This window comes from Facklamia miroungae, from assembly GCF_012396555.1.
GTDB lineage: Bacteria > Bacillota > Bacilli > Lactobacillales > Aerococcaceae > Facklamia > Facklamia miroungae.
The window spans coordinates 256,236-280,212 of sequence record NZ_JAAXPS010000001.1 but is presented as its reverse complement, the minus strand read 5'-3'; the positions used below and the strand labels follow the sequence as shown (position 1 = coordinate 280,212).

At 42.3% G+C, this 23,977-nt stretch carries 18 protein-coding genes; 17 read left to right on the top strand and 1 reads right to left on the bottom strand.

Features of this window, described 5'->3' with window-relative positions; translation table 11 throughout:
* Nucleotides 1–19: 19 nt before the first annotated feature.
* The gene (gene recU, locus HF969_RS01415; RefSeq protein ID WP_090288985.1) at nt 20–634 is read right to left on the bottom strand and encodes a Holliday junction resolvase RecU; all 615 of its coding nucleotides are present in this window, start codon (nt 632–634) and stop codon (nt 20–22) included.
* 209 nt (nt 635–843) lie between these two features.
* Here recU and tig point away from each other — a divergent pair, with 209 nt between their 5' ends.
* From tig to HF969_RS01330, 17 genes are all read left to right on the top strand, one after another.
* Entirely contained in the window at nt 844–2,124 is a 1,281-nt protein-coding gene (gene tig, locus HF969_RS01410) for a trigger factor (protein WP_090288984.1), read from the top strand.
* A gap of 114 nt (nt 2,125–2,238) precedes the next feature.
* Nucleotides 2,239–3,480, top strand: coding sequence for an ATP-dependent Clp protease ATP-binding subunit ClpX (clpX, locus tag HF969_RS01405; protein ID WP_090288983.1), 1,242 nt, complete (start codon nt 2,239–2,241; stop codon nt 3,478–3,480).
* A gap of 14 nt (nt 3,481–3,494) precedes the next feature.
* Nucleotides 3,495–4,088 (top strand): ribosome biogenesis GTP-binding protein YihA/YsxC, encoded by a 594-nt coding sequence (gene yihA, locus HF969_RS01400; RefSeq protein WP_090288982.1) that lies wholly within the window; start codon nt 3,495–3,497, stop codon nt 4,086–4,088.
* An 11-nt stretch (nt 4,089–4,099) separates the two neighbouring features.
* Nucleotides 4,100–5,356 carry an MFS transporter gene (locus tag HF969_RS01395; protein WP_245694785.1) on the top strand — a complete coding sequence of 419 codons (1,257 nt, stop codon included), beginning with the start codon at nt 4,100–4,102 and terminating at the stop codon, nt 5,354–5,356.
* Nucleotides 5,357–5,393: 37 nt separating this feature from the next.
* The gene (dnaG, locus tag HF969_RS01390) at nt 5,394–7,232 is read left to right on the top strand and encodes a DNA primase (protein ID WP_090288981.1); all 1,839 of its coding nucleotides are present in this window, start codon (nt 5,394–5,396) and stop codon (nt 7,230–7,232) included.
* 12 nt (nt 7,233–7,244) lie between these two features.
* The gene (gene rpoD / locus HF969_RS01385) at nt 7,245–8,387 is read left to right on the top strand and encodes an RNA polymerase sigma factor RpoD (protein ID WP_090288980.1); all 1,143 of its coding nucleotides are present in this window, start codon (nt 7,245–7,247) and stop codon (nt 8,385–8,387) included.
* A gap of 126 nt (nt 8,388–8,513) precedes the next feature.
* Nucleotides 8,514–9,356, top strand: a complete 843-nt coding sequence (locus tag HF969_RS01380; RefSeq protein ID WP_090288979.1) for an aldo/keto reductase — start codon at nt 8,514–8,516, stop codon at nt 9,354–9,356.
* 151 nt (nt 9,357–9,507) lie between these two features.
* Nucleotides 9,508–10,206, top strand: coding sequence for a YjjG family noncanonical pyrimidine nucleotidase (locus HF969_RS01375; RefSeq protein ID WP_090288978.1), 699 nt, complete (start codon nt 9,508–9,510; stop codon nt 10,204–10,206).
* Nucleotides 10,207–10,275: 69 nt separating this feature from the next.
* Nucleotides 10,276–11,019 (top strand): tRNA (adenine(22)-N(1))-methyltransferase, encoded by a 744-nt coding sequence (locus tag HF969_RS01370; RefSeq protein WP_168427128.1) that lies wholly within the window; start codon nt 10,276–10,278, stop codon nt 11,017–11,019.
* Nucleotides 11,000–11,803: a Nif3-like dinuclear metal center hexameric protein gene (locus tag HF969_RS01365; RefSeq protein WP_090288976.1), complete on the top strand. Its 804-nt coding sequence runs from the start codon at nt 11,000–11,002 to the stop codon at nt 11,801–11,803. Before HF969_RS01370 ends, HF969_RS01365 begins: the two co-directional genes overlap by 20 nt.
* Before the next feature lie 13 nt (nt 11,804–11,816).
* Complete coding sequence (gene pepT / locus HF969_RS01360; RefSeq protein WP_090288975.1) at nt 11,817–13,043, top strand: peptidase T; 1,227 nt, start codon at nt 11,817–11,819, stop codon at nt 13,041–13,043.
* A 69-nt stretch (nt 13,044–13,112) separates the two neighbouring features.
* Nucleotides 13,113–16,697 (top strand): PD-(D/E)XK nuclease family protein, encoded by a 3,585-nt coding sequence (locus HF969_RS10100; RefSeq protein ID WP_090288974.1) that lies wholly within the window; start codon nt 13,113–13,115, stop codon nt 16,695–16,697.
* A complete protein-coding gene (gene addA, locus HF969_RS01350; RefSeq protein WP_090288973.1) occupies nt 16,690–20,616 on the top strand; it encodes a helicase-exonuclease AddAB subunit AddA in 3,927 nt (1,308 codons plus the stop codon). The genes HF969_RS10100 and addA overlap by 8 nt, the downstream gene beginning before the upstream one ends.
* A 278-nt stretch (nt 20,617–20,894) precedes the next feature.
* Nucleotides 20,895–21,557, top strand: coding sequence for a SatD family protein (locus HF969_RS01345; RefSeq protein WP_090288972.1), 663 nt, complete (start codon nt 20,895–20,897; stop codon nt 21,555–21,557).
* Entirely contained in the window at nt 21,544–22,272 is a 729-nt protein-coding gene (locus HF969_RS01340; RefSeq protein WP_090288971.1) for a DUF3307 domain-containing protein, read from the top strand. Before HF969_RS01345 ends, HF969_RS01340 begins: the two co-directional genes overlap by 14 nt.
* A 33-nt stretch (nt 22,273–22,305) precedes the next feature.
* Nucleotides 22,306–22,887 (top strand): YdcF family protein, encoded by a 582-nt coding sequence (locus tag HF969_RS01335; RefSeq protein WP_090288970.1) that lies wholly within the window; start codon nt 22,306–22,308, stop codon nt 22,885–22,887.
* A gap of 28 nt (nt 22,888–22,915) precedes the next feature.
* Nucleotides 22,916–23,893: an acyltransferase gene (locus HF969_RS01330; RefSeq protein WP_090288969.1), complete on the top strand. Its 978-nt coding sequence runs from the start codon at nt 22,916–22,918 to the stop codon at nt 23,891–23,893.
* Nucleotides 23,894–23,977: the final 84 nt, after the last annotated feature.

The following is a 23,977-nucleotide window of genomic DNA, read 5'->3' as shown; positions in this document are numbered from 1 at the left end:
CCTCGTTTCTATTGGCGAATTAAACTTCATTTTGATCGGCTTGTTCAATATAGGCATCCAAGGCACTTAAATAATCCACCGAAATGGGAAATTGGCCTTGGGGACAAGCATAGGCATTTTTTTGGATAAAAGCATAAGGGATACTTTGCTTCTTATTCTTTTGTATAAAGCCTTCTAAAAGTGGGTAAGGGATTAAATAAATTGTATCATGGGCTTTAAAATAAATGAGCAAAAAGACGAGTCCTCCTTGTTGGTGACATTGCTTCATGTGTTCAATCTGGTGGTCATGAAGATTGGATAGTGGAAAAGAGGTCTTATTGCGGGTTTCTTTCGTTTCGAAATCAATATACCTACCTAAATACACGCCGTTGTAATCAGTTGTGGAAGCCTGACGAAAATAGGCTTCTGTGATTTTAGCAGCTGAGCGTTTGGGATAGTCTACCTTGACAATCTGAATGGGGGTCGGTTTTTTATGGATCACAGCGAGTTGACGATTGAGATAATAGGCATTGCTTTGATTGATCATCTCTTCAAAGGTCATACCCCGACTACCGTATTGAGTAGCTTGTTTCGTAGATCTTGGGTTGGTTTTTAGATGAAGACGAGGACCTTGTCCTGCTGGATATTTAATCATGGACTCACTCCTTAATATCTTCTATTATAACGAATTTAAAAGCAGATACCTAGTTCAATTAAGACGAAATCATATAAACACTTTAACAATTAAAAATGAATTTTATTAGACTTTATTGGTAATATTGATTTAGTGTTTACAAAAGAATAGAATTTAGTTAAACTGTATAGGTATGTAAATTATATACTAGTCTTGGAGGAAGAATAATTATGACAACACAATTTGAAAAAAGTTCAGTCAACGAAGGTGTTCTGACCTTTGAAATTCCAGTGGAAGATGTAAATAAGGGCCTCGATAAAGCCTATAATAAAGTGCGTAAGAATATTTCCGTACCTGGATTCCGTAAGGGGAAAGTTCCGCGTCAAATTTTCAATAACGTATACGGTGAAGCTTCTTTATACGAAGAAGTATTGAACCAATTGTTACCTAGTGCTTACCAAAAAGCAGTCGATGAAGCAGAAATCGATGTCGTTACTCAACCTGAAATTGATATTGAATCAATGGAAAAAGGCAAGCCATGGGTAATTACGGCCAAAGTCACTTTAAAACCAGAAGTAAAATTAGGCGAATACAAAGGCCTAAGTGTTGAAAAACAAGACCGTGAAGTAAGTGATGAAGATGTGGAAGCTCGCTTAGAAGAGAAACGTCAACAGTTAGCTGAATTAGTCGTTAAAGAAGAAGCCGCCGAAGAAGGCGACACAGTTGTCATTGACTATGAAGGCTTCCGTGACGGTGAACCATTTGAAGGTGGAAAAGGTGAAAACCATTCACTAGAATTAGGCTCTCACTCATTCATTCCTGGCTTTGAAGATCAGCTTGTAGGAGCTAAGTCTGGTGATGACGTTGAAGTGAAAGTGACTTTCCCAGAAGAGTACCATGCTGAAGAATTAGCTGGACAAGAAGCAATCTTTAAGGTGCACGTTCATGAAGTGAAAGCCAAAGAATTACCAGAATTAGACGATGAATTTGCGAAAGATGCTGATGATGAAGTCGAAAGCTTAGACGAGCTACGCAACAAAGTGCGTGTGCAATTGGTGGAAGAAAAAGAAAGCCAAGCTAAAGAAATGATTGAAGACTTAGCCCTTCGTCAAGCAGTCGAAAATGCTGAAATCGTTGAATTACCTGAAGCAATGGTTCATGAAGAAATCCACCGTCAAATGGATCACTTCTTGAACAACTTAAAACGCCAAGGCATTAACGAAGACCTATACTATCAAATTTCAGGCACTTCGCGCGAAGACTTACATAATCAATTCGCAGAAGAAGCAGACCTAAGAACGAAGACTAACCTAGTCCTAGAAGCGATTGTGGCTGAAGAGAAGATCGACGTCAACGAAGAAGAAATCAATAAAGAAATCGAATTGTTAGCGGGTCAATATGGTATGCCAGTTGAACAAGTTAAACAATACGTTACTGAGGATATGCTAAAATCAGACATCCGTTTGAAGAAAGCCATGAGCTTAATTGTTGACTCAGTTGAAGAAAAATAGGATACTCTAATAGAAGTAATAAAAAAAAGAGGGATCGCAACAGTCTGATTTAAGGTGACTTTTGCGTCCCTTTTTAGTCTTATTTAGGAAATACCTATTTTCAAAGGAGGAAACATGGGAAAGACAACAAATATCAATGATTATTACTGCTCCTTTTGTGGCAAATCACAAGATGAGGTCGATAAAATTATCGCTGGACCAGATGTTTTCATCTGTAATGAATGTGTCGATTTATGTCAATCGATTATTCAAGAAGAAATGCGGTTCGACTCGGAACAAGAACCTGTTAAGGTGCTTAAACCCCAAGAAATTGTCGACCAATTAAACCAATATGTGATTGGTCAAGACCAGGCCAAGAAAGCCTTGGCAGTGGCAGTTTATAATCATTATAAACGTATAAATTTTGAAGCTGAAGATGATGATGTTGAATTGCAAAAGTCCAATATCTGTATCATAGGTCCGACCGGATCAGGTAAGACCTATCTCGCACAAAGTTTAGCTAGAATCATCAATGTTCCCTTTGCAATCGCGGATGCCACGACCCTCACTGAAGCAGGCTACGTGGGTGAAGATGTTGAAAATATCTTACTTAAATTAGTTCAAGCAGCAGACTACGACATCGAGCGCGCGCAAAAGGGCATTATCTACGTCGATGAAATCGATAAAATTGCCCGTAAGTCTGAAAACACTTCAATTACACGGGATGTATCCGGCGAAGGGGTACAACAAGCCTTACTGAAAATTTTGGAAGGAACCGAAGCTAATATACCCCCTAAGGGTGGACGCAAGCATCCGAACCAAGAGTTTATTCAAATAGATACGTCACAAATTCTCTTTATCGTTGGTGGCGCTTTTGCCGGTATTGAAACGATCATTAAAGAACGTTTAGGCTCAAAAGTAATCGGTTTTGGTACCGACACTCATCAAAAGTATGCCGAAGAAAATATCATGCAATTGGCCAGCTCAGAGGACCTACTCAAATTCGGTTTGATCCCTGAATTTATTGGTCGTTTGCCCATCTTAACGGTCTTAGACCAATTATCAAAAGAGGACCTAGTCAATATCTTAACGAAGCCTAAGAACGCTCTAGTCAAGCAATATCAACGCTTAATGGAAATGGAAGATATCAAACTCGAGTTTGAACCGGCGGCACTAAAAGAAATTGCTCAACAAGCTATTTTGCGCGAGACAGGCGCCCGTGGTCTTCGTTCAATTCTGGAAAAGACCATGCTCGATATTATGTTTGAAGTGCCACAAAGAGAAGATATTACACGGATTAAAGTAACTAAGGATGCTGTGTTAGGAGAGGGTCGTGCCAATTATTACAACCACAATAATCGCAAAATAGCCAAATAAAATGGGGTAGACGCATGCACATTAAAGAAGCAAAATTCATAATCTCTGCTGTTCAAGTCGCTCAGTCACCACAAGATGCTGTGCCAGAGATCGCTCTGGCAGGAAGGTCCAATGTCGGAAAATCGAGCTTTATCAATAAGCTCTTGCAACGCAATAAGTTAGCTCGAACCTCCGGCCAACCTGGTAAAACACAAACCTTAAATTTCTATTCGGTCAATGACGATGCCTTTCGCCTGGTCGATGTACCGGGTTACGGTTATGCTCGAGTCTCTAAAGTTAGTCGTAATAATTGGGCCAAGATGAACTTGTCCTTTTTACAAAATCGGACCAATCTGCGTTTACTGATTCTTTTGATGGATATTCGCCATGAACCGACTAAGTTAGACCAAGAAATGTATCAATTTGCTGAGTCTTTAGATATTCCTTTTGCGATTTGTCTGACCAAGGCAGATAAAATCAAGAAGAGCCAACTAAATAAACACCTATCCCTCTATAAGAAAAGCTTAAATTTACCTACTACTGATGCACTCTTCACCTTTTCAGCCGTTACAGGCGAAGGGCGGGAAGAAATGTTAGAGATGATTGAAACGGTGCTTGAAGCAGAATAGGAGCCGATAAAGTGAAAAAGCTATTTTCCACCTATACCAAGAAGGAATTCTCATGGATCCTACAAGATTGGGCGAATTCAGCCTATTCCTTAATGATTACCACTGCCTTATTTCCGATTCTTTATAAGAGTATTGCCAGTCATGCGGGTGTCTCCAATGCCAATTCGACCGCCTATTTGGGCTATACCAATGCGATTGGGACTATTTTGGTAGCGGTCATGGCGCCTTTTCTTGGCACATTAGCGGACTTTCCTGGCTACCGCAAAAAGATGTTCACGATCGCAACCATGTTAGGGATTCTTTCTGTTTTCTCAATGATTTTTGTTGGACAGGGCTCTTGGCAATGGTTGCTGGTTCTCTATTGTTTTTCAGCGATTGGTTTTTCCACAGCGAATATCTTTTACGATGCTTCATTAATGGATGTGACCAGTCGTGACCGTTTAGATTTGGTCTCTTCAGCCGGTTTTGGCTTTGGCTATATCGGCAGTGTGATTCCTTTTCTTATCTTTATGGTCTTGCAATTCTCCGGTTGGTTAGAGGCTGGCTGGGTAGTGAATATCGGCTTCCTATTGACGGCGAGTTGGTGGTTCATCTTTACCATTCCTTATTGGAAGCATGTCGACCAGGTTTATATTGATCAGCCACGTCAGGCGAATATTTGGGCTTCAACGCTCACCTCCTTAAAAGAGACCCTGGCTGAATTGAGTAAAGACAAAGTAATTATTTATTTCTTACTCGGCTATTTCTTTTACATTGATGGGGTTGGAACCATTATTAAGATGGCCACCTCGATTGGTAGCGACCAAGGCTTAAGTGCGACTCAATTAATTTTGATGCTGTTAGTCGTTCAAATTGTAGCCTTTCCTTGTTCAATTATATACGGTATCTTGGCTAAGCGCTGGGGAACACGAATCATGCTCTTTACAGGGATTGCCACTTATATTCTAATCTGTCTAATGGCTTTGTCCTTGTCATCTTTCATGGATTTCATTTTAATCGCCATCCTGGTCGGAAGTGCCCAAGGTGGCATCCAGTCATTAAGCCGGTCATATTTTGGCTCGCTTATTCCGCTCGAGAAGAACAACCAGCTGTTTGGTTTCTATAATATTTTTGGTAAGTTCTCTTCGGTCTTAGGAACGACGACCTTAGCGATTGTGGCTCAAATCACTGGCGACTCTTTAAAAGGCCTGTTTGTGATCGTTCTACAGTTCATGCTGGGTGCCTTTTTACTCTGGAAAGCCAAGAAACCAGCCTCCCAGTCCGTATAAGAATTTTATTTAAACTATTTAGAGGAGGAGGGAAGTGATGTCCCGCATACCTAACGAAGTTATTGAAGCGATCCGGCAATCAGTAAAAATAGAAGATGTTGTCAGCCAATACGTTCAACTCACAAAGAGAGGACAAGGCTATAGTGCTTCTTGTCCTTTTCATGAAGACAATAACCCCTCTTTTTCCATCCATACCGGCAAGCAGATCTATAAGTGTTTCTCCTGTGGTCGCGGAGGGAATGTTTTTGGTTTTATCCAAGAGATTGAATCGCTATCCTTTAAACAAGCCGTTATCAAGGTGGCTGAATTTGCTAATTATCCTCTAGATGTCAGTATAACTGCCGCTAGTTCGGAAGCGGAATTACCCAGAGAACACCAACACCTTTATGGTATTTATGATAAAGCCAGTGAATTTTACCAGTACTTTTTAACGGGAACGGAAAATGGGGATCCTGCTTTTCAATATTTATTAAAGCGCGGTTTGAACCGGGAAACAATTGAAGCCTTTGGCTTGGGACTGGCACCTGAGAATTCCAAGCTCCTATGGACCTTTTTAAAAGATCAAGCCTTTAGTGACGAAGACCTCCTCGCTTCCGGCATCTTCTACCAAGCGGAGGACAGTCAAGAAATAGTCGATCGCTTTCGCGGTCGAATTATATTTCCTTTAAGATCCAGTCAAGGACAGGTACTAGCTTTTTCCGGCCGGATTTACCAAGCAGGGGATCCACGTAAAAGTAAGTATGTCAATTCTCCCGAAACAGCCATTTTCCACAAAGGACGCTTAGTCTACAACCTCGATTTGGCCCGGCCAGCGATCCGACGCTTGAAGCAAATTATCATTTGTGAAGGGTTTATGGATGTGATTGCCTTGTATGATGCCGGCTTTGAGCAGGCGGTCGCCACCATGGGAACGAGTTTGAGTCATGACCATTTAGCTTATTTGAGTAAGTTGGCTCAGGAAATGATCTTCGTCTTTGATGGGGATGAAGCCGGTCAAAAAGCGACGGCAAAGGCTTTTGAATTAGGCAAACAATTCCCACAGGTCAATTTCAAGGCTGTTCATTTACCGAATGGGATGGACCCGGATGAGTGGATCAAGCAAAAAGGGAAGGATGCCTTCCAAAACCAATTAAATCGTGCCCAATCGGCCTTTACCTTTTACAAAGACTATCAAAAACAGTTCTTTCAATTAGCGGATAAGAGGGCCTTAGCGGATTATATTGATCAATTGCTTATCGCCTTGAGTCAGATCCAATCACCAGTTGAAAAGCAACTGTACCTTTTGGAAATTGCCCAAGAATACCAAATCGAAGAAGACTTCTTACAAGAGCGGATGTTACGCTTAGCGGGTTCACTACCCAAGCAAAAACAAGAAAGCGGACAAGTCAAACCCGTCGAAGCGTTGCAGCTGCCCAGTGACAAGCAAGCTTTGGCTGTGAAGTCCTTTAAGGCCTTTCAAAGTGAGAAGCTATGGTTAGGCTTTTTAATGTACTATCCAGAAGCCTGGCTCTACCTTGAAAAGTTAAAGGAAATACCCTTTCTCTATCATGACTTTTCGCAAAAGGCATTTTTAGCATTAACCGAGTATTATTATCAAGGGAACAAATTGCCTTTAACTGGAATTGTTGGTAATATTGAAGATATTCAAGTAAATAGTCTTTTGACCAGTGTCATGTGGGATTTTGAACCTATTGGTTATCACGACCAAGCTATGACAGATTGCTTGGATACGATTCAAATTGCTTTTTGTGAACAAGAAATCGAAGAATTAAAGACTCTGTTTAAACAATACAATCAAAACCAAGAAGCCAACAAGGCGACCGAGGTTATCAATAAGTTAATGGCGTTGCAAAGAAAATTAAAGACAAAGAATTAGGGGGCTTACTTGATGGCAAAAGAAAAAAACAAAGAAGTAGCAAATAAAAGTGAATTAACACTGACTTTAGATCAAGCCACTGAAAAGTTAGTCAAGGAAAAGAAAACGCTCGGACAGGTTCATTACGATGAACTCACCAACCAAATTGCGATTCCTTATAAATTAGATGCGAATGCCATCGATAAGTTGATTCAAAAAGTTGAAGACTTAGGGATTGCCGTTGTCGGCGACGATGGTGGCCCAACCAAGCAACAAATGGTTCGGGCTGAGGATGTTAAACCTGAGGAAATACTGACAGCTGCCCAACAAGTCGCAGCTTCAAAGATCAAAGTGGCCGACCCCGTTCGCATGTACCTGAAAGAAATAGGACGGGTAGACCTTTTAAACGCTGAGGAAGAAGTCGAATTGGCCAAGCGGATCCTAGATGGTGATGAACTGGCTAAGCAAGAATTAGCTGAAGCTAACTTGCGATTAGTCGTATCGATTGCTAAACGCTATGTTGGCCGTGGCATGTCCTTCTTAGACTTAATTCAAGAAGGTAACATGGGCTTGATGAAGGCGGTCGAAAAGTTTGACCATACCAAAGGCTTTAAGTTTTCAACTTATGCAACCTGGTGGATTCGTCAAGCGATTACGCGTGCGATTGCTGACCAAGCGCGAACCATTCGGATTCCTGTCCACATGGTCGAAACAATTAACAAATTAGTTCGAGTACAAAGACAATTACTGCAAGACTTAGGTAGAGAACCGACGCCTGAAGAAATCGGTGCTGAAATGGACCTGCCTACTGAGAAAGTCCGTGATATCCTAAAAATTGCCCAAGAACCTGTTTCTTTGGAAACGCCGATCGGTGAAGAAGATGACTCCCATCTAGGAGACTTTATCGAAGACGAGGGAGCCTTGAGTCCAGAAGATCATACCGCTTCGGCTCTTTTAAGAGAACAATTAGAAGATGTCTTAGACACCTTAACAGACCGCGAAGAAAATGTTTTGCGTCTGCGCTTTGGTTTGGATGATGGTAACATTCGCACCTTAGAACAAGTAGGAAAAGTGTTTGGCGTCACCCGTGAACGGATTCGTCAAATTGAAGCCAAGGCCTTGCGTAAACTACGCCACCCAAGTCGTTCAAAACAACTCAAAGACTTTATCGAATAAACACAAGTAAAGCCCAGTTAATCAGTTAGATTAGGTGGGTCTTTTTTTGTGGTTAATCGAAATACTTGCTTACGGCTTTTTTGACTTATATACTCAAGTTAAATCCTGATTGAAGGAGGAAAAAGAATGGAACATTATCAATTAGCCAACGGTATAAAGATTCCCAAGATCGGCTTTGGCACTTGGAAATTAGAAGAAGGTGACCAGGCCTATCAGAGTGTGCTAAAAGCGCTTGAAGTGGGATACCGCCATATCGATACGGCCCAAGTTTATGGTAACGAAGTGAGTGTCGGTAAAGCCATCAAGGATTCAAAGGTACCGCGTGACGAAATCTTTCTCACAACCAAAATTTGGAACGACAAACATTCCTATAGTTTGGCCAAGGAATCGGTGGAAGAATCGCTTACAAAGTTACAAGTAGACTATCTTGATTTACTGCTCATTCACTGGCCGAACCCGATCGACTTACGCAAGGACAAGGCATGGATGGAAGCCAATCGTGAGGTTTGGCAACTGATGGAGGAATTATACCAAGCGGGTAAAGTCAAGGCGATTGGGGTATCTAATTTTATGATTAACCATTTGGAAGCCTTATTACCCCATGTTAAAATCAAGCCCATGGTCAATCAAATTCTTTTAGCCCCTGGTACGACCCAACCCGACCTCGTTAATTTCTGCCGTCAACACGATATTTTGCTTGAAGCATACAGTCCTTTGGGCAGCGGTAGTCTCTTTGAACAAGATGCTGGTCAAGAAATGGCTGCTAAATACCAGAAAAGTCTTGCCCAAGTGGCGCTAAGATGGTCGCTCGATAAGGGCTTCTTACCCCTACCCAAGTCTAAAACACCTGCTAATATCACAGCTAATCTTGAAATCTTTGATTTCACCCTAGAGCCAGAAGACATTGATCAATTAGACCATCTACCCGGTGTTAAAACGCAAAATAACCCGGACGAGGTTGACTTCTAATTCGAATCAAAGAGCATCTGTTCCGACAGGTGCTTTTTTTCTTGGTCGAACAAAACAAAGTTATCGTTCAGGAACTTGTCAGATGAACTATCGAATCATCCCTGCTTGGTTTATAATAGTCTTATAAAGCTATTTTGGAAGACGAGGAAGGGTGGATCAATTGACTTATCAATTTCTATTATTTGATTTAGACAATACCTTATTTAACTTTAATCAAGCTCAAGATCAAGCGCTGTTAGAGTTTTTAAGTGAGCAAGGGATCGCTGGAGACCAAATACCAGCATACGTAGAATATTATGTCCCGCTTAATCATTCACTGTGGAAAAAGTTGGAAGCCGGCTTAATTGAGCGCGAGGAATTAATTAATACACGTTTCGCCTTACTTTTCCAACATTTTGGCCAGCCAGCTAAGGGTGAGGATTTAGCAGCAGCTTATCAAGTCTGCATGGGCCGACAAGGCCAGCTCATAGAAGGAGCCATTGACTTTTTAACTGCTTGTCAAAAGCAAAACAAACGGCTTTTTGCCATTTCCAATGGGATCTCTAAGATTCAAAGGGCACGGTTAGACCATGCTAAATTGAACCCCTATTTTGAACAGATTTTTATTTCAGAAGAAATCGGCCATGTGAAGCCTTCCAAGGATTTTTTCACCTATGTTGCCAGCCAAATTTCTGAATATACGAATGACCAAGCCCTAGTTATTGGAGATTCATTGTCAGCGGATATCCAGGGCGCATTGAACGCAGGAATTGATTGCGTTTGGTTTAATCGTTTAAGCAAAGATAAGGCCTTAACTCTACCGGCCAACTATGTAGTCGATAATTATAGTGATTTAGCAAAAATTATATAATTTTTAGAAAAATAGTACTCTCAAATCATCAATTCTAGTATATAATAGACGTATGAAAGGGAGTACATGATGAATACAGAAAGATTATCTAAACGACTGGATCAAGTCGCTCAATATATTGTCAAATATGGCCAAAAGCCGATTCGTCTAGCCGATATCGGTAGTGACCATGCTTATTTACCGTGTAACTTACTCAAAAATCATCAAATTGAATATGCCGTTGCGGGCGAAGTTGTTGCTGGTCCTTATCATTCAGCACTCAAGCAAGTCAGGGCCAATCAGTTAGACGAACAAGTTACTGTCCGACTAGCCGATGGTTTCGAGGCTGTAGAAGCCAGTGATGCCATTAACTTTGCAGCCGTTTGCGGGATGGGAGGTGGTTTGATCGTATCGATTTTGGAAGCGGGTTATCAAGCCAATAAGTTGCCTGACCGGATTGTTCTTCAACCGAACACGGCTGTAGCCAAGGTCAGAGCGTGGTTGCATGAGCATAACTACCATATCTTAAATGAGAAGTTTATTGAGGAACGGGGTCAATTCTACGAAGTTTTGATGGCCCAATTAAAGTCTGAAAAAGCAAATTATACAAGTCAAGAGATTATGTTTGGACCGGTTCATATTGTAAAGAGAGGACCCGTTTTTGAAGATTATTGGCAAAATGAATTGCACCATCATTATTTCATTTTAAGTCAGTTAGAAGACGGTTTAGACCCAGCTGAGATGGCTGAAGACCGCAAGACTAAGATTGAATGCATCCAAGCGGAGATCGACAAGATAGAGGAGGTTATTCCCTATGACAGACCTTTTCTTTAAAGACTTGATCGACTATCTCAATGCCCGCTATCCACAAGACTATGCAGAAGACTGGGACAAGGTCGGCTTACATTTTGGACATATCAACAATCCAGTGAAGCGAGTGATGGTTGCATTAGATTTGAGGCCGCAAGTAGTAGCCGAAGCCCTCGAGCAGAAGATTGATACGCTTATTTTACATCACCCACCGATATTTCATGCGATTGACCGCTTTGACTGGTCCGATCCGCAAATTAAAATGTATCAAACGGTTATTCAAGCGGGTATGAATGTCTTTGCCATGCATACCAATTATGATGCCGCCCCGGGTGGCATGAATGATATCTTGGCCCAGGCTTTAAGATTGGAAGCCGTTCAACCCTTTAAAGAACTCGTAGAAGGCCAAGTAGCGATTGGACGAGTCGGCCTTCTACCGCAGGCTTTAACCCGACACGAGCTATTTGCTTATATTAAACAGACTTTTAAGCGGTCATCCTTGACCGTCATTGAAAAAGTTCCCCGCGCAAGTTATCAAAAGATTGCCATCGTGGGAGGGGCTGGCGCAAGCTTTATGGATCAGGTTGAAAGGGTAGGACCCGATGTCTTTATCACCGGTGATATCAGCTACCATACAGGTCATGATCTCTATGAAAAGGCCTTTATGACCATCGATGCCGGCCATTATATTGAACATTTATTTATCGATGTTGAAGTTGCAAGAATTCAAAAACACGTCGCTGAGAAGGGATGGGACATTGAAGTGATCGCTTCGAGTGTTTCTACCGACCCCTTCACATATCAATAAAAGGAGAGAGAATATGAACTTATTTGAAAAAACCAAAGAACGCTTAATTCGCTACGCCAAGATCAATACCCGCTCAGACGAAGCTTCGACTACGATCCCTTCGACTGAGATTCAATTCGACCTTCTAAATCTTCTAGTGGATGAGTTAAAAGAAATCGGTATGTCAGAAGTTGAATTAAATAAGGACAATGCCTTTGTGACAGCGACTTTACCGGCTAATACCGATAAAGAAGTAGCTAGCATCGGCTTTATTGCCCACGTCGATACAGCGGATTTCAATGCCGAAAATGTTCAACCTCAAATCTTTGAAAATTATGATGGCCAAGACCTTCACTTAAGTGAAGACTGGGTGATGAAAGTTGATGAATTCCCGAACTTACCGCCTTACAAGGGTCAAACCTTAATTACCACCGACGGAAACACTTTATTAGGAGCCGATGACAAAGCTGGGATTGCTGAAATTATGACAGCGATGGAATACTTAATCCAACATCCAGAAATTAAACACGGTAAGCTTCGTGTGGCCTTTGGTCCGGATGAAGAAATTGGTCGAGGAGCGGACCATTTTGATGCGGAAGGATTCGCGACAGACTTTGCTTATACCATGGACGGTGGACCAGTTGGTGAATTAGAATATGAATCCTTCAACGCTGCTGGAGCCGTCTTAAAGGTTCAAGGTAAAAACATCCATCCAGGAACGGCCAAAGGTAAAATGATTAATGCGGTAACTTTATTGAACCGCTTTATGTCTGCTTTACCACAGGATGAAGTACCAGAGAAGACTTCTGGCCGCGAAGGTTTTTATATGATCGACAGTGTTTCTGGAAAGATTGACGAAGCAAAACTCGCCATGATTATCCGCGATTTTGACCGTCAAGCCTTTGAAGCACGTAAGGCGAAGGTTGAGGCGATTGTTGAAGAGATTAACAAAGACTATGCTCAACCACCCATTCAACTGGAAATGAACGATCAATATTACAATATGGCAGAGATCATTGAAAAAGATATGACGCCCGTTGACTTGGCCCAATCAGCCATGGAAGCCTTAGCTATTCCAGTCAATATTGTGCCGATTCGTGGCGGAACCGATGGTTCCAAGATCTCCTTCATGGGTATTCCAACACCGAATATCTTTGCTGGTGGTGAAAATATGCACGGTCGCTTTGAATTTGTAGCGGTTGAGTCAATGGTTAAAGCGACCGAAGTGATTATCAAAATCGCTGAATTAAATGCTCAATAGTTAAATTTCAATTAAACGATACAGGCTGGAATATTCCAGCCTGTTCTTGTATGAAAAGGGGGAAAAAATGTGACCGTTCAATTTGTGACTGGCGATTTGACGCAAAACAAAAAGACCATCCTGATTCAAGCCTTACTTGACCAATTAAGACATGATCCTGACTTAAAAGTCTTCTATATAGTACCGGAACACTTAAAGTTTGAAATGGAGAAATTTGTCCTAGAAGAGAGGCGTGACCACCAAATGGATCAGGCCAGTTCCATTTTTAACTTGCAAGTGGCTTCCTTTTCACGTTTGAATTGGTTCTTGATGAAAGAGCGTTCGAAGGGGAATGAGATCAGCGATTTGGGACTGTCGATGATTGTGCGTCAAGTCTTGAATCAAGCCAAAGATCAACTACTGGTCTACCAAAAACAAGCCCATTATCAAGGCTTTATCGAAGAATTGGTTGAATTATTTAAAGAATTTATCGAAGGCAATATTCAAGTTGAAGACTTAGCCGTCCATCCCGATGAAGACGCCCATTTAATGGATTTAGAAATTGAAAAACAAAAAGAGATTCAAATGCTCTATCAAGCCTTTCTAGAAGCCTTAGCCGATTTACGTATTGATAACTTTGCCAAGCAAGAAGACTTGATTCAATTTATCCAGCAAAGTGCGCTGGGCAATTATCTCTTTGTAATTGACCATTACTATTATTTCAACAGTCGGGAGATGCAATTGCTTTTAAGTCTAGCCAAGGAGGCAGGGCGCGTCCAAATCGTCTTGCCCATCAATAGGCAGGAGTTAAAAGCAGGACAAGCGGCCATGACGACGGCCTTACCCTATGCGACATATTACCATATTCGTCACTTGGGTCAGCAAATGAAACTTAATTTTGAACCAGATTGGGAGATTAAAGATCATCCTTTCAACTTCCATCAACCGATCATGACACTGGCTCAATCCTTTAAAGAGCAGCAAAACTTATTAAATGTAGCCCATGGGCCACTCGAAAATACCCCATTTGCTACCCATCACTTCTTGCAATTTGATTCTTTGCAAAGTGAATTACGCTATGTTTCCAACCGAATTCATTATCTGGTCACGAAAAAAGGCTACCGCTACCGCGATATCCAAGTCTTTACCCGTGATTTAGAAGCCTACCAATCGATCATTGCACCTATCTTAGGAGCTAATCAGATTCCTTATTTCTTTGACCATGCCAAAGCCATGACCGACCATCCGCTCTTTACCCTAATTCAGCATTTGATCCGCTTAGAACGCTATCATTGGCGTTTAATTGATATCTTAGAGGTTTTGAAGTCGCCTTTAATTTCATTGCGCCATTTTAATGAGCAGTTTCAAAAGCTAGATGAAGAAGATTTGGATCGCTTGATCTATCAGTTTGAGAATTATCTGCTGGCTTACCAATATGAAGGGTATCGCTTTACTAATCTTCAGTATGATTGGCTCTTTCTCGGCCAAGAGGTTGCTTTTCAATCCGCAAAGGGTGAAAAGTTTGACTTCACCTGTGCCCAAGCCTTTGAGTGGATGCGGGCCTTTTTAGTCCAAAACTTCACCTTCAAAAACCAAACCAGGAGCGCGGGGTCCGTCAAAGCAGGCTGGGCCGCATATTTCTACCAACGTTTGGAAGCGATCGGTGTCCGTCAAGCACTGGAAGAACAAAGAGACCAAGCCATCGAAAGAGGGGACATTGAACAGTCGCGACAAGATGAACAAGTCTGGCAGGTCTTAGTCAACAGTTTGGACGAGTACCATCAAATCTATGGCGAAGAGGATTTACCCTTAGCTACTTTCTTTGAAATCCTCGAAGCCGGCCTGTCTTCAGCTACTTATCATATTATTCCACCGACCTTGGACCAGGTGATGATTACTAACATTGTCTCTCCTCAAGTTCAACCGACGAAAATTGCCTTTGTGATCGGGATGGACCATCAATCCTTACCGGCTAAGCATAAAGCCAAGGGACTATTAACACCCAGTCACCGCCAAGCCATTAATCAGGACCTCTTAGCCCATCAGTACCTATCAGAACAAGAGCAAGAAGGTTTCCAGATGGAGTATCTCTTGGCTAACCAAGTCTTACTCTTAGCGACCGACCAGTTAATCATCTCATATGCAACAAACCAAGGCGACCAAGTGCGCAAAATTTCACCTTGGATCGCCCAAGCGGCCAAATTAGCAGGTCAAGAAATTATTTATCACCAAGACTATGCCTTGGATGCCTCATTAGAAACGGCCATCACCCTAGCCGATATGGGGCGTTATGCCAGCATGAAATCACCCGTGCTTTATAAGATTCACCAAGACTTCATGGCAGGACAAACGCCGAACCCAGCCTTACTTCAAGTTTTAGCCTTGATGAATGACTACGAACAGCAAAATAAACGCACCGCCCGAGGGGTTTTAGACTTAATCCAGCAAACCTTTTACTTCAATGACTTGCCTGAAAAGATTGATCAAGACTTGGCTTTGCAGTTATTTGGTAAGCATTTATCCTTATCCGTTTCACGGATTGAGCAGTTCTTTGCCGATCCTTATTCGCATTTCCTTAGATATGGCTTGAAGTTAAAGGAACGCGACCGCTTTGAGTTGGACGCGGCCTTATCGGGTGACTATTTCCACCAAGCCTTGGACCAGTTGAACCGCTTGTTGAAAGCCCAAGACAAATCCCTTAGTGACATGAGTCAAGTTGAACTGGATGGGCTTTTAAACCAAGTGATTAACCAATTGAACCAAGACCCTAATTATTTAGTCTTGACACGTCATCCGCGCATGCAGGCCATTCACCAACTGCTTAACCAACGCTTGGCCTATTTTGTCCATCTCATGCAAGAACAAAATCGCCTGACGCATTTTCAACCGTTGGCATCTGAACTGGTCTTTGGCACCAGCTCTCACCATCAAGTGCAAGGCTTTGAATATCCGTTAGCTTCAGGGGGTAAATTAACGATTCGTGGTAAAATTGACCGCTTAGACCAGATTCAAAGGGGAGCAAACAATTGGTTGCAAGTGATTGACTATAAATCTGGTAAAAAAGACTTTAACTTAGTCGATGCCTACTACGGGTTGGACTTGCAACTGTTGACCTACTTAGGGGTCGCCATCAAAAATTATCCTCAGCTGAAAGCCTTGGGATCCTTTTACCAGCACTTATTGCCAAGCTATTATAAAGCAGACCAGGCCTATGTCACGCAAGAGCCTTTCATGCAAAGTCAAACCCTTTTAAGTCAACGGCCTTTAAATGGCTTTGTAACAATAGAAGCCGATGATTTACAAAGGGTTGAAGCCCATGATCCATCACTCAAGAAAAGTCGAATCTATCCTGTCTCTTACAAGAAAGAGGGCTATGATGCCCGTAGTCATTTCTTTACCATGGAAGAGGTCCACTTACTCTTAGAATATACCCATTACCAATTCCAAGAGGCCGCACGGGCGATTCAAGAAGGAGATATTGCCCTGGCCCCGTTTTATGAGGATCCTTATACCTTGTCCTTGAATGCGAAATACCGCGTAATTACGGGCTTTGACGGCACGCAGTCATTCCACCGCTACCGTCACAAACAAATTAATCAAAAAGAAGTCTTAGACCAAATCAAAGAAAAACTTGCCAAGAAAAAAACGGCCGAAGGAGGAGAAGCGAATGGATAAGCTACCGATTAGACCAGCTAATAGTCCCTTTAATAATGAACAGTGGCAGGCCATCCATCAACGCGGCAATAATATTTTAGTGGCAGCTTCTGCAGGATCCGGTAAGACGACCGTCTTGATCGAACGCATTATGAATCATCTATTGACTCGTTATGCGGAGTTAAAGGAAGTCTTAGTGGTAACCTTTACTGAATCGGCCGCCAATGAAATGAAAGACCGGATGGAGGTACGACTTAAAAAGGCCATTAACCAATCCTTAGATGAAGAAGAGAAGCGCTACCTGCTCAGTCAGATTAACCAATTGGCCAGTGCCCATATCCAAACCCTGCACTCCTTTTGTTTATTCGTCATTCAAAACTTCTTTTATCTCGAAGATATCAATCCGGCCTTTAATCTCTTGGTCGATGAAAGCCAAAAAGAAGTGATGGTGCAAGAAGTCTGGGAAAGTTTAATCGATCAAATCAGCCAAAATGAAGGGGACCTGTCGGTTAATTCTCAAGATTACCAAGACCTCTTGTTGCGTTTGACCAATGGTCGGGATGACCAGGCCTTGCGTTCGATTATTCTGGATATCTATCACTTCGCACGCGCCAACCCCGAGCCATTGATCTGGCTGGACCAAATGGTGCAAGCAGACGACTCACTTGAGAGCTTTTGGCAGAGTGACCTTTACCAACAAAGTTTAAAAATTCAAGTCGATGCCCAGTTAAGTTTGGCCGACCGATCCTACCAAGACGCACTAAGCTTATTAGCGACTTGTTCAGAAGCCAGTCACGCAAAATTTGGCCCGCTCTTACAAGAAGAAGCCGAAAGGGTAGCTCACTTAAAAGAACTGTCCATGCAGAAGGAAATGGCTAGTTTCATTAGTCAGCTGCAATCGATAAATTTTAAGCGCTGGCCTAGTTCAAGAGGGAAAGCCCATGAAGAAGACCTGGAAACCTTACAAGTCTTAAAGATCTACCGCGATGCCAGTAAGAAGAGTCTTCAAAGCTTACAAAGTTATTTTGTCTATCCGTATGAGACCCTAGCGGAAATTGAAGCAGCCATCCACCCCTTTTTAATCAAGTTGCGAAATTTAGCAAAATTATTTTACACGGCCATGCAAGACTATAAATTTCAAGAAGGTTGGATTGATTATTCTGACTTGGAACACCTCACTCTGCAAATTCTAGCCCCCTATGATGCAAATGCAGGCGTGCGTAAACCATCGGTAGCGGCCGTCTATTTCCAAAACTTGTTCCAAGAAGTCCTCGTCGATGAATACCAAGACATCAACGAAATCCAAGCCCAGATCCTCTCTTATTTGTCACGGGAGAAGGTCAAGGAGGCTAAGGGCAATCTCTTTATGGTAGGTGACGTCAAGCAATCGATTTATGGTTTCCGGATGGCGGAACCCTCCTTGTTCCTAGCTAAATACCGCCTGTATCAAGACAGTGATCAAGGCGACTTGATTATCCTGGATAAAAATTATCGTTCTCGCGGTGAAGTCCTTAACTTTACCAACTATCTCTTTGAACGCTTGATGGATGAATCTTTTGGGGAGATGACTTATGGTCAGAGCGAAAGTCTGGTAAGGGGCAATCAGAACTTCTTAGACGGAGAGGGTCCCACTCACTATGCGATTGAACTCCTTTTGCATAGTAAGGAAGAAGTAGAAGAAGAATTCGACCTTAGTGAGGCCAGTGACTTGTTAATTGATAAGGGGATTGACTATCAAGCCCACCTGATTGCGCAAGATATCCAAGCCAAACTCAAGAGCGGTTATGTGATTTATGATAAGCAAGAAGAGCAAAACCGTTTGATGACCTTTAAGGATATCGTGGTGCTCAGTCCAACGAAATCCAGCTTTGCTCACTTGCAAGCGGCCTTTAGTCACTATCATTTGCCTTTTACCTCCCAAGCGATCGAAACCTATTTTCAGCGCCAAGAGATTCAATTGATGTTAGCCCTATTAAAATTAATCGATAATCCCATGCAGGATATTCCTTTAGTCGCCATTTTGAAGTCTTTCTTTGTGGGACTGAGTGATAATGACCTCGCTTTAATTCGGGTTCACCACCCGCAAGATTCCTTCTATCAAGCGATTGAAGTCCTACTGCATAGTGATTTTGAAGCTTCTAGTGATTTGGCTCAATTGAAAGACCAAGTGCAGCCATTTTTTGATCAGTTAGTTAGCTGGCGCGAGTATGCCAAACACCACGCTATTGATGAGTTGATCTGGCAGATCTATCTGGATACTTCCTTTTTGGATTATGTGGTAGGACTTGATATGGGGCGTCAGCGCCAAGCAAACCTCCATGCCTTCTATCAAAAAGCCCAGTCGATTAACCAAGGCTTAGGCGGCAGCTTGACCAGCTTTATTCACTATATTGAGACCATGCTCCAACAAGAGAAGGACTTGGCTGAGCCCCTGCAATTAGATAAGGACCAGAATATGATCCGAGCCATGACCATTCATGCTTCCAAGGGGAGTGAGTTTCCGGTTGTTTATTTGATCAACAGCAACCGTCACTTCAACCGTGGTGATAGCCAAAAGGCCATTATCGCTACCAAACACCATGGCATCGGCATGAATGATTACCAAACGGATGACTTTGTCTATTACCAATCAATCAGTAAAACGGCTCGTCAAATTCTTTTAGATCAAGCCTCTAAGGCGGAAGAGTTGCGTGTCTTGTATGTGGCTTTAACCCGAACCGAACAGAAGCTAATTCTAGTGGGGAGTATTACTAGTCAAGCCAAGTGGGAAGAAAAGGGCGAAAGCTATCAAATGATGACCGATCGGGATAGTTTACAAGTGGCCTTGCAAGTCAGGTCACAGACCAATAACTTCTTAGACTGGATCCATCAGGCCGTCTCATTAGCCAAGCGGCAGGTTCCATCCGTCGCTCAAATTGGTGAACAAGACTTTATCACCCGCATTTATACTCAAGACCAAATCCAAGCAGGGGTGCCTAGTCTTGATCTGACACCGCAGGTGACACAACCGCCTCAATGGTTACAGGCGCTTAAAGAAGGACAAATTCAAGCGCCAAGCGATAAACTAACAGGAATGATTGGTCAGATTAAAGACTTGATGGAGGCATCTTACCCTTATCAATTAGCCAGTCAAACCGCAGCCTATCAATCGGTTTCAGAATTAAAACGCTTGTTTGAAGAACCGCCCCATCCCGCCCTGTCCTTCTTTGAAGACCGCCGTCAGAAGTCAGTAGACATTGAAAGAGAAGACAGTGAGGTGGAATTAGAGCAGGGGATTCACGGTATTCGCTATACGCAGGATACCTTTGAGGCACCGAGCTTTATGCAGTCCAAAACGCTTGATGCGGCTCGGATTGGTACTTTGAACCACTATCTGATGGAGCAGGTGGACTTTAGTCCCTTTAAATTAGCTGACCAAGCCGATTATAACCAGATCTTACAAGACCAGATCCACTCAATGATCGAGCGAGGCTTGATGGAAGAAGAAGACCGTCCACATCTTTATATTGAAACGATTTTAAACTTTCTTAAAAGTCCACTGGGACAGGAGATGATCCAAAACGCTGACCGACTCAAACGTGAACAAGCCTTCTCTTACCTGGTACCAGCTAAGGACTTGTTCGCCAATCTGGCTGACAGCAAGCAAAGTCTGCAGATGGAACAGGACTCGATTCTGGTGCACGGGGTGATTGATAGTTATTACGTGATACCTAATCAAGGTTTTGTCTTAATTGACTTCAAGACGGACCGCTACCGTCCGCATCTGAGTCAATCCAAACACGAACAATTGGAAAGTTTAAAAGACAAGTATCGCTACCAGTTGAACCTGTACAAGGACGCCTTAGCTAGCCAACTTAAACTACCTAGTATGGGGACCTATATCGTGGCCTTAGGCTTCGACCAGGTGATTGCCATGGATGACCAGAGGAATCCGCAATAGTTTCGCTAAGCATTCGCAAAAGGGACATGAGTCTTCGGACTAGTCCTTAAAGCGAATGCTTTTTTTCAGAGGATGATCGCAAGGGATCGCTTGCTTTTAAAGCCTGTTTAGGGTAAACTTTCCCTAAACAAGGCAATTTTAATAAGTTTCCCTAAATAAGGAAAGAAATATAAATTGCCTTAAACAAGGAAAGCAACACGCAGCGGGTTATGATCAGTATGTCTCTTCTTAACAATGATAAAAAAGAATGAAGTAACTAGGCAGGAAGGAGGAGTTCGATGGCTACGGATGTGGTTATTATTGGGGATTTCATTAAGTCCAAGGAAATCAAAGAACGCAAGGTATTCCAAAAGCAAGTGCAAGACATGTTCAAGCGTTTTAACCAGAAGTATCAAAAGCAGTTGCTTTCGAAATTGACCTTAACAGTCGGAGATGAGTTTCAAGTAATTGTGAAGTTGGATTCAAACTGGCTGAACTTTTTGGATGACTTATATGTAACATTGCCCCATCCTTTTCGGGTGGGAATCGGTATCGGTGAGATCACGACGGCGATCGATCCTGAGCGAAGTATCGGAGCCGATGGTCCAGCCTTTTGGCGAGCGCGGGAGGCGATTGAAGCCGTCCACCGTAATAATTATGGGAACAAGTGCCATCTGGCGCTCAGGACCAAAGATGATTCGATTAATCAGACGGTCAATACCTTGTTTCTCTTGAGTGAAACCTTGAAAAGCCAATGGACCGACTTGCAACGCAAGACCTTCAAGTTGATGCTTGAAGAGGGGATCTACCAAGCCGAATTTGATCAGGCCCATTTTGCCAAAAGGATTCAAATCAGTGAGAGCAGTCTGAGCAAGCGGTTATCACTGGGTAATATTAAGATCTACTTAAGGGGTCGAGAAACGATTGCGGAATTTTTGGAGGTGAATTATGAGTCACTTTAATCAATGGACAATAATGGTTTTAATCGTGCACTTTTTAGGTGATTTTCAATTACAAAGTCCTCAATTGGCTGTAGATAAGCAACATAAAAGGCAAGCCTTGGCAACTCATTTAGCAATTCATGGGATATTGCTCCTCTATCCCTTAATCCGGAGCCTATACTATCAGGTCTTTTGGCCGGCCTTTTATGCTTATCTGATGCTTTTGATCAGTCATAGTCTGATCGACTTTATAAAGATTGGCTTTGACAAGCTTCATCCTTCTTACCGCTTATATACTTTCTTAATTGATCAAGTTCTACATATTGGCCTCATCATTCTGCTAGGTCAAGTAATTTTTAGCGCGTCTTTAGTGTCGATTGATCCTGCGTTCTTGAACCGTCAAATGTTGACCTGGTTATTAGCAATCCTTATGGTATGCAAGCCGGCTAATGTTTTATTTAAACTAGCCTTCAGTCCTTATCATCACAGTCAGGCCATTAAGCAAGAAGGTCTGCAAGGGGCGGGCGCTTTAATCGGTAATTTGGAGCGGATTCTTTCCTTGATCTTTTTAGGCATGGGGCAGGTGAATGCGATTGGTTTAATTTATACGGCCAAATCCATTGCCCGTTTCAAACGGTTAGAAGAAGATAAGGGGTTTGCGGAGTATTATTTGATTGGAACCTTATACAGTATTCTGTATGCCCTGTGTGTCTATTTCTTAGTCTTAGCGCGTTAGCAGGATATTAAATGAAAAAAGGAGCCTCCAAACATGAAAGTAAAAATTCTATTCATCCTTCTTGTAGCGCTAGTGACCTATCTGGTCTGGCTAGCCAAGCATTTAGATATTGGGCAACCGCCTCAAAAGGCAGAAGTCGTGATTGTACCAGGCGGCGAATTGGTCAGACCCTTAAAGGCCGCCGAATTGGTAAAGGCGGGCTACGCTTCTTCGAACCAGCTGATGATGTCGCCCTTAAATGAAGTCTATGAGGATAAACCTTTGATCGATCATTTGACAAAAGCCGGCTTAACAAGGGGTCAAATCTTGGCTGAAAATGAGGCGACTTCGACATGGACCAATGCTAAAAATACGATTGCGATGATGGAAGAAAAGGGTTGGCAATCGGCCTTAGTAGTAACGACCGACTATCATACCCGGCGCACTCGATTGGCTTTTGAGCGAGCAAGTCGGGGAAAGGACTTCGTCTTTTATTATGTATCGGCCCATCTAAAAAATAGGCAAGGAGAAGAAGTAGCCTATCCAGAAAGCCCTAAGGCCTTAAGGATAATGGCTTCTGAAGTCTATAAATATATCGGTTATTTACTCAAACTCTATTATTGGATTGACCAATAAATAATTAAATTAGAAAAGGTAGACAAAAATGACGAAACGTTTTATTCAATTTGATTTACTACGAGGGCTTGCGACGATTGCGGTCCTCTTGATTCATCTTACAGCCCCCTTATTAGGGAAAAATAAATTATGGATTTTAGCCCTTAATCAAGCGACACGCTTTGCAGTACCCGTCTTTTTAATTCTTTCAGGTTGGGGCCTGGACCGGACGGATGCTTTGGACAGTCAACTCCATTATCCAGCCTTCCTAAAAGAGCGCTTGAAGAAGATTATACCCGCTTATTTGTGCTGGTCCTTGATTTATGCTTTGGCTAATTTCTGGTTGGTAGGTGAAGAGTTGAGTCTTTTGACCTTCTTACAGTTTCTCTTGCTAGGGAAGACTTCCTATCACTTATACTTTGTGCCTTTAATAGTGGCCTTATATATCATTTATCCACTGCTTTCCAAAATTGCCTATAACAAGTACTTAGCCTTAGCTTTCGCGGGTCTTTTTATCTTCCAACATGTCAGTGATCACCTACTGGGTTATATTCCCTATGATAAGGTCCAAGACTACTATACCTATGCTTTTTGCTTCTTCTTTGGCATTTGGTTGAGCCGTAACTTTTTGCAGAAGGTCAAGCGCTTCCAGGTCTACCGTTATGGAGTAGTGATCTTAACACTTTTATTCTTAGGCTTATTGATTGAAGAGTCCTACTTAAGTGGGGGCGAAGTAATTGCCAATACAAGGCCACTGGTTACTTTCTATTCGATCGGTTTGGTCTTGACTTTCATGTTATACCGATTGCCCTTTGATAAAGTTCTCTTATGGTTTAGCCAGTATTCTTTCTTAATTTATCTTTCTCATGTTCTCTTCTTGAAAATACTTGAAGGGACAGTTGAAAAACTAGGCCTATCGATGCCTCCTCTTATCTATGTCATTCTGGTTGGAAGTGGGTTATTAATATGCCTTTATCTCTTAATAAAAGTTGTCGACCGTGAGCCTCTCAAACGCTGGATTAGCTAGGTTATGTAATAATTGTAATATTTGAAAGAAAAACAAAGAATGCCTTCAAAATGAGATTTCTTGTGTTATACTTTTAACGGTGAA

Excerpts from the sequence above, each read along its gene's own strand:
- pepT (WP_090288975.1), top strand. The coding sequence starts at position 11,817 with ATGAACTTATTTGAAAAAACCAAAGAACGCTTAATTCGCTACGCCAAG.
- dnaG (WP_090288981.1), top strand. The coding sequence starts at position 5,394 with ATGTCCCGCATACCTAACGAAGTTATTGAAGCGATCCGGCAATCAGTA.
- HF969_RS01345 (WP_090288972.1), top strand. The coding sequence starts at position 20,895 with ATGGCTACGGATGTGGTTATTATTGGGGATTTCATTAAGTCCAAGGAA.
- tig (WP_090288984.1), top strand. The coding sequence starts at position 844 with ATGACAACACAATTTGAAAAAAGTTCAGTCAACGAAGGTGTTCTGACC.
- yihA (WP_090288982.1), top strand. The coding sequence starts at position 3,495 with ATGCACATTAAAGAAGCAAAATTCATAATCTCTGCTGTTCAAGTCGCT.
- HF969_RS01380 (WP_090288979.1), top strand. The coding sequence starts at position 8,514 with ATGGAACATTATCAATTAGCCAACGGTATAAAGATTCCCAAGATCGGC.
- HF969_RS01335 (WP_090288970.1), top strand. The coding sequence starts at position 22,306 with ATGAAAGTAAAAATTCTATTCATCCTTCTTGTAGCGCTAGTGACCTAT.
- rpoD (WP_090288980.1), top strand. The coding sequence starts at position 7,245 with ATGGCAAAAGAAAAAAACAAAGAAGTAGCAAATAAAAGTGAATTAACA.
- clpX (WP_090288983.1), top strand. The coding sequence starts at position 2,239 with ATGGGAAAGACAACAAATATCAATGATTATTACTGCTCCTTTTGTGGC.
- HF969_RS01330 (WP_090288969.1), top strand. The coding sequence starts at position 22,916 with ATGACGAAACGTTTTATTCAATTTGATTTACTACGAGGGCTTGCGACG.
- addA (WP_090288973.1), top strand. The coding sequence starts at position 16,690 with ATGGATAAGCTACCGATTAGACCAGCTAATAGTCCCTTTAATAATGAA.
- HF969_RS01340 (WP_090288971.1), top strand. The coding sequence starts at position 21,544 with ATGAGTCACTTTAATCAATGGACAATAATGGTTTTAATCGTGCACTTT.
- HF969_RS01365 (WP_090288976.1), top strand. The coding sequence starts at position 11,000 with ATGACAGACCTTTTCTTTAAAGACTTGATCGACTATCTCAATGCCCGC.
- HF969_RS01370 (WP_168427128.1), top strand. The coding sequence starts at position 10,276 with ATGAATACAGAAAGATTATCTAAACGACTGGATCAAGTCGCTCAATAT.
- recU (WP_090288985.1), bottom strand. The coding sequence starts at position 634 with ATGATTAAATATCCAGCAGGACAAGGTCCTCGTCTTCATCTAAAAACC.